Annotated in this window: 5 protein-coding genes; 2 read left to right on the top strand and 3 right to left on the bottom strand. The window is 65.0% G+C overall.

Annotated elements, in window-relative coordinates; translation table 11 throughout:
- Together FJY73_13230 and FJY73_13225 are read right to left on the bottom strand one after the other, a co-directional pair.
- Positions 1-479: hypothetical protein (locus FJY73_13230; protein ID MBM3321620.1), on the bottom strand; the 479-nt coding region annotated here is incomplete at its 3' end.
- Between the two features lie 79 nt (positions 480-558).
- Positions 559-2,202 carry a right-handed parallel beta-helix repeat-containing protein gene (locus tag FJY73_13225; protein ID MBM3321619.1) on the bottom strand — a complete coding sequence of 548 codons (1,644 nt, stop codon included), beginning with the start codon at positions 2,200-2,202 and terminating at the stop codon, positions 559-561.
- A gap of 428 nt (positions 2,203-2,630) precedes the next feature.
- On the opposite strand from FJY73_13225, the gene FJY73_13220 reads away from it, so the two are divergent.
- Positions 2,631-7,451: a carboxypeptidase regulatory-like domain-containing protein gene (locus FJY73_13220; protein ID MBM3321618.1), complete on the top strand. Its 4,821-nt coding sequence runs from the start codon at positions 2,631-2,633 to the stop codon at positions 7,449-7,451.
- Between the two features lie 236 nt (positions 7,452-7,687).
- Positions 7,688-8,764, top strand: a complete 1,077-nt coding sequence (locus FJY73_13215; protein MBM3321617.1) for a site-2 protease family protein — start codon at positions 7,688-7,690, stop codon at positions 8,762-8,764.
- Positions 8,765-8,782: 18 nt separating this feature from the next.
- On the opposite strand, the gene FJY73_13210 is transcribed toward FJY73_13215, so the two are convergent.
- Positions 8,783-9,071: glycogen/starch/alpha-glucan phosphorylase (locus FJY73_13210; protein ID MBM3321616.1), on the bottom strand; the 289-nt coding region annotated here is incomplete at its 5' end.

The following is a 9,071-nucleotide window of genomic DNA, read 5'->3' as shown; positions in this document are numbered from 1 at the left end:
CTTCCTTCTTCCTCGGACGGGGCGAGCAGGGTCTCCCCGCCGGCGAGGAGCTTGCCAAGCGAGGAGAGGGAGCCGCGTCCGAATCGCGCGGAGCTCGAGGAGTGCGTCTTCGCGGGATCGCGTCGATAGTTGATATCGAAAACGATCTCCGGAAGATCCTTCGCCGATCCTCCGGGCGCGGAGCGGACAACGATGGGGAGGAGAACGGTCCCGCGCGCGATCATCGGCTCGCCGAGGGAGATGCCGCCCGCGGCCGCGTCTTCATGCGCGATCACGGGTTCGGACGCGCCCGGCGGGAGGGGAAGAAAACGAAGGATCGGACGTTCGGCCTCGTCCGGGAGCGGGCGGATCTCCACCCGAGCGGATTCGGTCGTTCGGCCAGGGGAGAAGGCCGCCGGCTCACCCGCGAGAACGGGGGCGATGATCGCGGCGGCCAAGAGGAATCCCAAGCATCTCGTGGCGGCAGACTGGCTCAGCATCGCACTCCTCCAATAGGGCTTCGTTACGATACAACGCGCCGCCCGGAATCACCAAGCGCGGATCTTCCGGGGGATCGCCCTATCGGGTGAGAACGAGGCGTCCGGATCTCGCTCGGCTTTCTTCCTCCAGGCGGTAGAAGTAGACCCCGCTGGGCACCGGCCTTCCCGCGTCGTCCCGTCCGTCCCATTCCGCTTGGTGCAGCCCCGCCGGCATCTCGCCTTCTTGGATGAGACGCACGCGCCGCCCCGCGAGGTCGAACACCGCGAGCGATATCGGGCCGTTCCGATCGATCCCGAAGCGGATCGTCGTGCCCGCCCCGAACGGGTTCGGCTCTGCGCGCGTGGAGAGGGGAAGGCTCGCTTCGGATGCGCCGCCCCCGACGCCCGAGTTGCACGGCCCGAGACCGAGCGCGCCGATGAGTCCGCAGGCAGCGCCGTTCGGGTGGTTTCCGGGAAGGCACGGCGAGCCGAACCGGAGCGAGAAATCTCCCGCGCCCGCGTCGCAGAAGAGGGGATCGGCGGAGAAGTTGCCGCCGGCGTCGGTGCCGCACACGGCGTTCCCCCCGCTGTTTCCGTAAATGTCGGTGCAGCTCACGTTCGGCGTCGATTCGTCGCAGTATATCCCGTGTCCGTTCGTGTTGAAGGCGACGATCGTTTTGTCGATCGTCGCGTTTCCGTAGAAGAGGTAGATCCCGGCGCCGCGCCCGCCTGTCTTCGTCGTGTTGTCCGCGATCGTGCAGCCGCGGATCGTCACCGGGTAGCTTTCGTCCGCGAAGAAGATGAAGAGACCGCCCCCGTCGGACATCTCTTCCGTGCCGGGCACCTGGTTTCCGGCGATCGTGCTGTTCGTGAGCGTAAGAGCGGAGAGCTCGCAGAAGAGGCCGCCGCCGGGAGCGTAGCCGTTGCCGGCCGTGTTGTCCAGGATCGCGCACGAATCGATCACAACGACCGCCTCATCGCGGATGTCGAACCCGCCTCCCGGGCCGGTCGACGTGTTCCGCGTGATTGCGCACCGGCGGAACGTCGGGGACGCTCCGCGAATGCCGACGCCTCCCCCGCTCCCGTTGATCGTTGTGAGGAAGTTGCTGTCGATCACGCAATCCTCGAAGACCGGAGCCGACTGGGAGCGGATGAAGACCCCGCCCCCCGACGGCGCGGAGTTCCCGCGGATCGTGCAATGCCGGACGTGGGGGGACGAGCCGTCCTCCGTCACGAGCCCGCCGCCTTCCTTATAAACGTTGTCGATGATCGAGCAGTAGCTGATGTCGGGGCTCGAGCTGTACGTGCAGATGATCCCGCCGTCGCCGCAATCGACCACGCGGCAGTCGGTGATCGCCGGCGAGGAACCCTGCGTGCAGTAGATCCCCGATCCGAAGAGCTGCGCGAACGCGTTTCGGATCGTGAAGCCTTGGATCTTCCCGGTCGCGACGCCGTAGCAGTAGATCCCGCGTCCCTGATTCTGCGCGTCGATGATCGTCTGCCCGATCCCCGCTCCAAGAAGGGTCACCCCGGATTTCATGTAGGCCACGCAGCGGGTCGTGTCCGCTCCCGGCGGGTAGAAGAGGGAATCGTAAGTCCCCGCGGCGACCATCACCGTGTCGCCCGAGTTCGCCGCGTTGATCCCCGCCTGAAGGAGCGTGTAATCGCCGGGCACGTGGATAACGGCTGCGTGAATGGAGGAGGAAACGAGAAGCGCGAGCGAGAGTCCGAGCCAACATCTCATCGGAGGATCTCCCAAGTTAGGGTTCGTTTCGCGGGGGAGCGCGTTCCGCCGAGGCGGTCGCCGGGCAACTCAAGGAATCCCAACAGGATGCAAGGATCTTGGTCCGACCCAATCCGCTGGGCACCAGGGATCCCGCCGGGCGTCCATCTCAGTAAGTGGCATTATAGCATAGCCTTCCTTGATAAGGGAAGCGTGTTCTGGCGCATCGGATCGCGGGCCGGACCGGGCGAAGAGCCTCAAAGTTATTCTGTTATGCTTCATGGCCTTATGCTATAATCGTGCCGACCGGTGATCGGTCCGAGCGCTGTCTCCCCCCTTGCCCGGTCGTCGCCGTGCATGCAGGAGGCGATTTGTCTCCTGTTCAACTATTGCTGGGTTCGAGGGTTTGTGCGGGTGGGGAACCTGCGCACAAGCCGCTGGAGGTGTCCATGCGTCGCGTTGCGGTAGGATTGCTCATCGCCGTCGGTCTCATCGCTTCTCTCGCCGTCGGAGCTCCGACCGATCCGCTCGCGGAGCCGATCGGAAGCGGTCCCGAGATTCGGTTGACATCCGCCGACGGGGGGGAGGTTCGCTTCGTCGTCGAGGTTCCCGATATCGGAAGGACGGACGTCGATTTCGGCCTCCGCTCGTTCCAGGCGATCGAGATCCCCGGCTGCGGCTACGAAGGGCGCGAGGGAGAGCCCGCGATCCCCGTCTTCTCGCGCTTGATCGCCGTTCCGGAGGGAGCGGCGGTGCGCGTCCGCTCGACCCGCCTCGACGAGGAAACGCAAACGGGCGTTCTCCTTCTCCCCGTGCAACCCGGTTCCGAGAGCGAGCCGTCCCCGTTCGCTTACGACGCCGATGCGTACGCGCGCGAGGTTCCCGACGACGGCGTCGACGTGATCGTCGGCGAGCCGGCGATGTTCCGCGATCTCCGCGTCGTCCCCCTCACGTTCCGCCCGATCCGCTACGATCCCGCGTCGCGCACGTTGAAGATCGCGCGGCGCCTCGATGTCGAGGTCTCGATCGAGGGGGGCGCTCCGTCGAAGGCGGCCGTCGCGGCGAAACCGATCCCGTCTTCATTCGACGCGGCATACGAGGAGCTCGTCCTGAACTACGAAGCGCTCTTTCCTCAGCGGGATGTGGCGCCGGGGACGATCCTCGCGATCGCCGCGAACAATCAGGCGGTCCTCGACACGCTCGCCTCTTGGGTCGAGTGGAGAAAGCGGAAGGGATGGCCGGTCACGCTTGTGACGACCGCACAGACCGGAACCACCTCGAGCCAGATCAAGAGCTACATCCAGAATGTGTACAACGATCCGAACGTCTCGCTCGAGTACGTCGTGCTCGTCGGCGACGCCGATGTGATGCCGACGTGGTACGAATCGATGAGCGGATACAACGGCTGCGGGGATCTCCCCTACGCGCAGCTCGCCGGCGGGGACTACCTTCCCGACGTCCACGTCGGCCGCCTTTCCTACAGCACGATGGCCGAGCTTTCCATCATCGTGCGCAAGATCATCGGCTACGAGCGCGATCCGTACATGACCGATACGACATGGTTCCCGCGCGGCGCGGTCGTGGGCGACCCGACCACATCCGGCCCAAGCTGCATCGAGGCCGGCCGGAGCGTCCGGAACATGGCGTTCCATGAGGGCTACACCGCCGTGGACACCGTCTTTCAGTCGCCGTGGATCAGCGGCATGTCGACCGCTCTGAACCGAGGCGACACCTTCTTCGGCTACCGCGGTTATTACCAGATGAGCCAGTGGTCCAACTCGAACACCTACGCCCTCTCGAACGGGTGGAAGCTCCCCTTTGTCGTCATCATCACCTGCGACACGGGAACGTTCGCCTCAGGAACGTCCCGATCGGAAGGCTTCCTCCGCGCCGGCTCGCTCGGCACCCCGATCACCATGAAGGGCGGGATCGGCGCCATCGGGATGGCGACGCTCGGCACCCACACGCGCTACAACAACTGCCTCTATTACGGGATCTTCCACGGGCTTCTCCGCCAGAAGCTCTACACGATGGGCGCCGCGCTCGACCGCGGGCGCCTCGAGCTATATCTGAACTACAACAGCTCGCAGCCGAACACCGCGCACTGGACCAGTCACTGGATGAACCTGATGGGCGATCCGGCGGTGGACATCTGGACCGGGGTTCCCGCGACGGTCGACGTCGCGCATTCCTCGACGCTCGCGATCGGAGCGAACTCGATCATCGTCTCGGTGACCCAGGGAGGCTCGCCGGTGGCGGACGCCGTCGTGTGCGCCTGGAAGGGGAGCGAGACATACTCCGTCGGCTACACGAAAGAGAACGGGACCGTCGAGCTCCCGCTCTCCAACACGACCTCCGGCAGCATGCTCCTCACGGTGACGAAACACAACGTGAAGGCGTATCTCGGGACGGTGACGATCTCCGGAAACAACCACGTCGGAGCGGTGGCCGTCCAAGTGGACGACGACGCGTCGGGCGGAAGCTCGGGGAACGGCGACGGCATCGTCAACCCGAACGAGACGATCGAGCTCAAGGTGCAGCTCCGGAACTACGCCGCCTCGTCCGCCACGTCGGTGACGGCCGTTCTTACGGAAGACGATCCGTTCGTCGCGATCCTCGACAACAGCGAGGACTTCGGGACGATTCCCGCCGCCGGCACCGCGTGGTGCGCGGAGGACTTCGACTTCGTCGTCGCGCCCGGATGTCCGCACGGCCACGTGATCCGGTTCGGGCTCGACGCGTCGTCGCCGCAAGGGAACTGGCACTCGCTCGTCGAGGTCGACGTCGTCGCTCCCGCGTTGGCTGCGGAGAACTGGACCTTCTTCAACGACGGAGGGAACGGGCCCGATCCGGGCGAGACCGTCCAGCTCCAGGTCACCCTCCGCAACAACGGCGGCGCGACGGCGACCGGGACTTCCGGAACGCTCATTTCCTTGAGTCCGAAACTAACAGTGACCGACGCGAGCGGGACCTTTGGAACGATCACCGCCGGCAACACCGGGACCAACAGCGCGGATCGATTCGCCTTCAGCGTCGCCTCCGATACTTACGACGGCTACCCGGCGGACTTCCTTCTCATCACGAACTTCAACGGCGGAGCGATCGACACGGCGACGTTCGGATTCACGATCGGGCAGGTCACGTCGATCGATCCGACCGGCCCGGACCGTTACGGCTATCTCGCTTTCGAGAACACCGACACGGGCTATCCGGAAGCCCCGACCTATTCGTGGATCGAGATCGATCCGTCGCAGGGCGGAGGCGGAACCCAGGTCGTGCTGAACGACACGGGGGACGGGATGGACGCCGCCGTCCTCGTCAACCTGCCGTTCCCGTTCCGTTACTACGGCGAGGAGTACACGCAGGCGACGATCTGCTCGAACGGGTGGATCTCGATGGGCCCCTCGTTCAGCGTCGCGTACAGGAACTGGACGATCCCGGGCGCCGGAGGCCCGGACGCGATGCTCGCCGTCTTCTGGGATGATCTCTACGTGGACGCGTCCTCCCGCGTGTTCCAGAAGTACGACGCGGCGAACCACCGTTGGATCGTCGAGTGGAAGCAGATGCGGCAATCCTACGGCAACTATGTCGAGACGTTTCAGGCGATCCTCTATGATCCCGCCCACCATCCGACCGGCACCGGGGACGGGATCATCGTCTACCAGTATCAGACGATCACGAACTACGACCCGACCGACGGGTACGCGACCGTGGGGATCGAGAACCATGATCAATCGGACGGCGTTCTGATCACCTTCTTCAACCGATACTCCGGCGGCGCGACCACGTTGGCGGCCGGCCGCGCGATCAAGTTCCTTCCTCTTCGGGACTTCTCCGCAGGAACGCTCCAAGGAACGATCTACAACGAGCTAAACGGGAACACCCCGCTCGAGGGGGCGCAGGCCACGGTTCTGGGCGCGGACCGCTCGTTCACATCGGGAGAAGGCGGCCTCTACAGCGGCTCGGTTCCGCCGGGGACCTACACGGTCGTCGCGAGCCGGGCGGGTTTCGCGCCGGATACGGTTACGAACGTGGTGATCGTGGAAGGGGGGACGACCGTCCGAGACTTCTACCTTGCGGACATCGCGGGCCCCGCGATCGTCACGACGCCCCACGCCTCGACCGACGACACGCTCGGGCCATACGTCATTCCGGTGACCCTCTCGGATCCGTCCGGAATCGACGAGAAGATTCTTTACTGGCGAACGAATTGGGATGCTACCGAGTATCCGGTTCCGCTCGTTTGGGTCGACGGGAACAACTACGAGGCGGAGATCCCCGGGCAGCCCTATCCGACGGTCGTCCAATACTACGTCTACGCGACCGACGGCGTCGGGCTCGCGGCGGTCGATCCGTCGGGGGCGCCGTCTCTCGTGCACCAGTTCAGCGTTTTCCCGATCGAGACGGTGATGGACGATGAGTTCGAAACCCACCAGGGATGGACGGTCGGGGCGGCGGACGATAACGCGACGTCCGGGATTTGGGTCCGCGCGGTGCCGGTCGGCACAACCTACAGCGGCTACACCGTGCAGCCGGACAGCGACTACACGGCCCCGCCCGGCGCGATGTGTTACGTCACGGGGAACGCGAACCCCGGGGATCCCGCCGGAACGAACGACGTGGACAACGGGAAGACGACGCTCTTCTCGCCGGTCTTCGATCTTCAGGGGTACAACAACGCATCGGTGAGCTACGCGGTTTGGTACACGAACAACATCGGCTCCAATCCGAACGAGGACTCGTGGCTCGTCCAGGCGACCGACAACGGCTCCTCATGGACGGATCTCGAGAACACGACGGCGAGCACGAACGCATGGGTGGTGAGGGACTTCCCGCTGGAGGGACTCATCAACCTCACGAGCGCCGTGCGCTTCAGGTTCGTCGCATCCGACAACGGAAGCGGATCGCTGGTCGAGGCGGCGGTGGACGATTTCCTCCTCACCGCGTCGTCCGCGATCGAAACCGGCGTGGCCGATCGCCCGCCGGAGGTCGCGAGAACCGGACTCGAACCGTGCCGTCCGAACCCGTTCAACCCGGAAACCGCGATCACCTTCCACATGGCGAGCGCGGGGATCGCATCGCTCCGGATCTACGATGTTTCGGGCCGTCTCGTGAGAACGCTCTTCGACGGGCGTGCGGAAGCGGGCGCGCACGATCTCCGATGGGACGGGCGGAGCGACTCGGGGAGGAGCGCCGGCTCGGGGATCTACTTCGTTCGGCTCGAGGCGCCCGGCTTCCTCCAGATCCGGCAGATGGCTTTGGTTCGCTGATCGGAATCATCCGAGCCCGGCTCGGCGAGACGAGAGGCTCCTTCCCGAGCATCGGGAAGGAGCTTTCTTGTCCGGCATCCGACATCTCCGCTCCTTCTCTCCCATTCGGAGGCCTGCCCAAACGCGGCGTCGGGCGCGCCCGTTCGGAACACGGCGAGCCGGGCTTGAGAAACGCGCTTCGACGCGATAGATCTATGGAATACGGGGTCCGCAGACCGCCGCCGGAGGATTCAGCCATGAAATGGTCTTGGAAGGTCGGAACCTACGCCGGGATCGGTGTCTTCATCCACGTCACGTTCTTTCTGCTTCTCGGTTGGCTCGCGCTGAGCTACTGGGCGGCGAGCCGCTCGCTCGTCGCGGTCGCGTCCGGGGTCGGCTTCTTCCTTCTTCTCTTTCTCAGCGTCGTGCTTCACGAGTACGGGCACGCGCTCACCGCGCGGCGCTACGGGATCCGCACCCGCGACATCATCCTTCTTCCCATCGGCGGAGTGGCGCGGCTCGAGAGGATTCCCGAGGATCCGAGGCAAGAACTGTGGGTCGCGCTCGCGGGACCGGCGGTGAACGTGGGGATCGCCGCGCTCCTCGGTTTCGCGCTCTTCGCGACGGGCGGATGGGAGCCTTGGTCCGGCATAGGGACGACGCGCGGGCCGTTTCTCGAGCGTCTCCTCTTCGTCAACGTCTTTCTCGTCCTCTTCAACATGATCCCCGCCTTCCCGATGGACGGCGGCCGGGTTCTCCGCGCTCTTCTTGCGATGCGGATGGAGTACACGCGCGCCACGCAGACCGCCGCCTCGATCGGCCAAGCGCTCGCTCTCGTGTTCGGGTTTGTCGGGCTCTTCACGAATCCGTTTCTCATCCTGATCGCGCTCTTCGTGTGGCTCGGCGCGTCGCAGGAGGCGAGTATGGTCCAGATGAAGAGCGCTCTCCACGGCATACCGGTCCGCCGCGTGATGCTGACCGACTTCCGTACGCTCTCGGCCGGCGATTCGCTGGCCCTGGCGATCGAGGCGACGATCGCCGGATCGCAGAAGGACTTTCCAGTGGTCGAGAACGGTCGCATCTCCGGCATACTGACGCAGGACGGCCTCTTCAAGGCGCTCGCCGAGCGGGGAAAGGAGACGCCGGTCTCCGAAGTGATGGACCGCTCGTTCCAGACCGCCCACCCTTCGGATCTCATGCAATCGGTCTTCCTTCGGCTCCAGGAATGCCGGTGCCATTCGCTGCCGATCGTGCAGGGGGAGACGCTCGTCGGGCTTCTCACGATGGAGAACCTCGGGGAGTTTCTGGGGATTCAGACCGCGCTTGCGCGTTGAGCCGGAACCGGCCCCGCCTCAGTACGAGCGGATCTTCCAGATCTCGGCGGCATACTCGCGCACCGTCCGGTCGCTCGAGAACCTGCCGATGCGGGCGACGTTCAGGATCGCCTTCTCCCGCCAGAGAGGGGGCGCGAGGTAGGTCTTCTCCACGTCTTTCTGCCGGTCGATGTAGGAGGGAAGATCGGCGAGGTGGAAGTAATAGTCCCCCTGATCGACGATCCTCTGGAAGATCCACTTGAAGAGCCCCGGCTCATGCGGCGAGAAGAGATCGGAGTTCAGCCCGTCCATCACGCGTCGCAGGAGG

The sequence above is a fragment of the Candidatus Eisenbacteria bacterium genome, from assembly GCA_016867715.1.
GTDB lineage: Bacteria > Orphanbacterota > Orphanbacteria > Orphanbacterales > Orphanbacteraceae > VGIW01.
The sequence above is the reverse complement of the archived record's forward strand: the minus strand, read 5'-3'. Positions and strand labels throughout refer to the sequence as shown.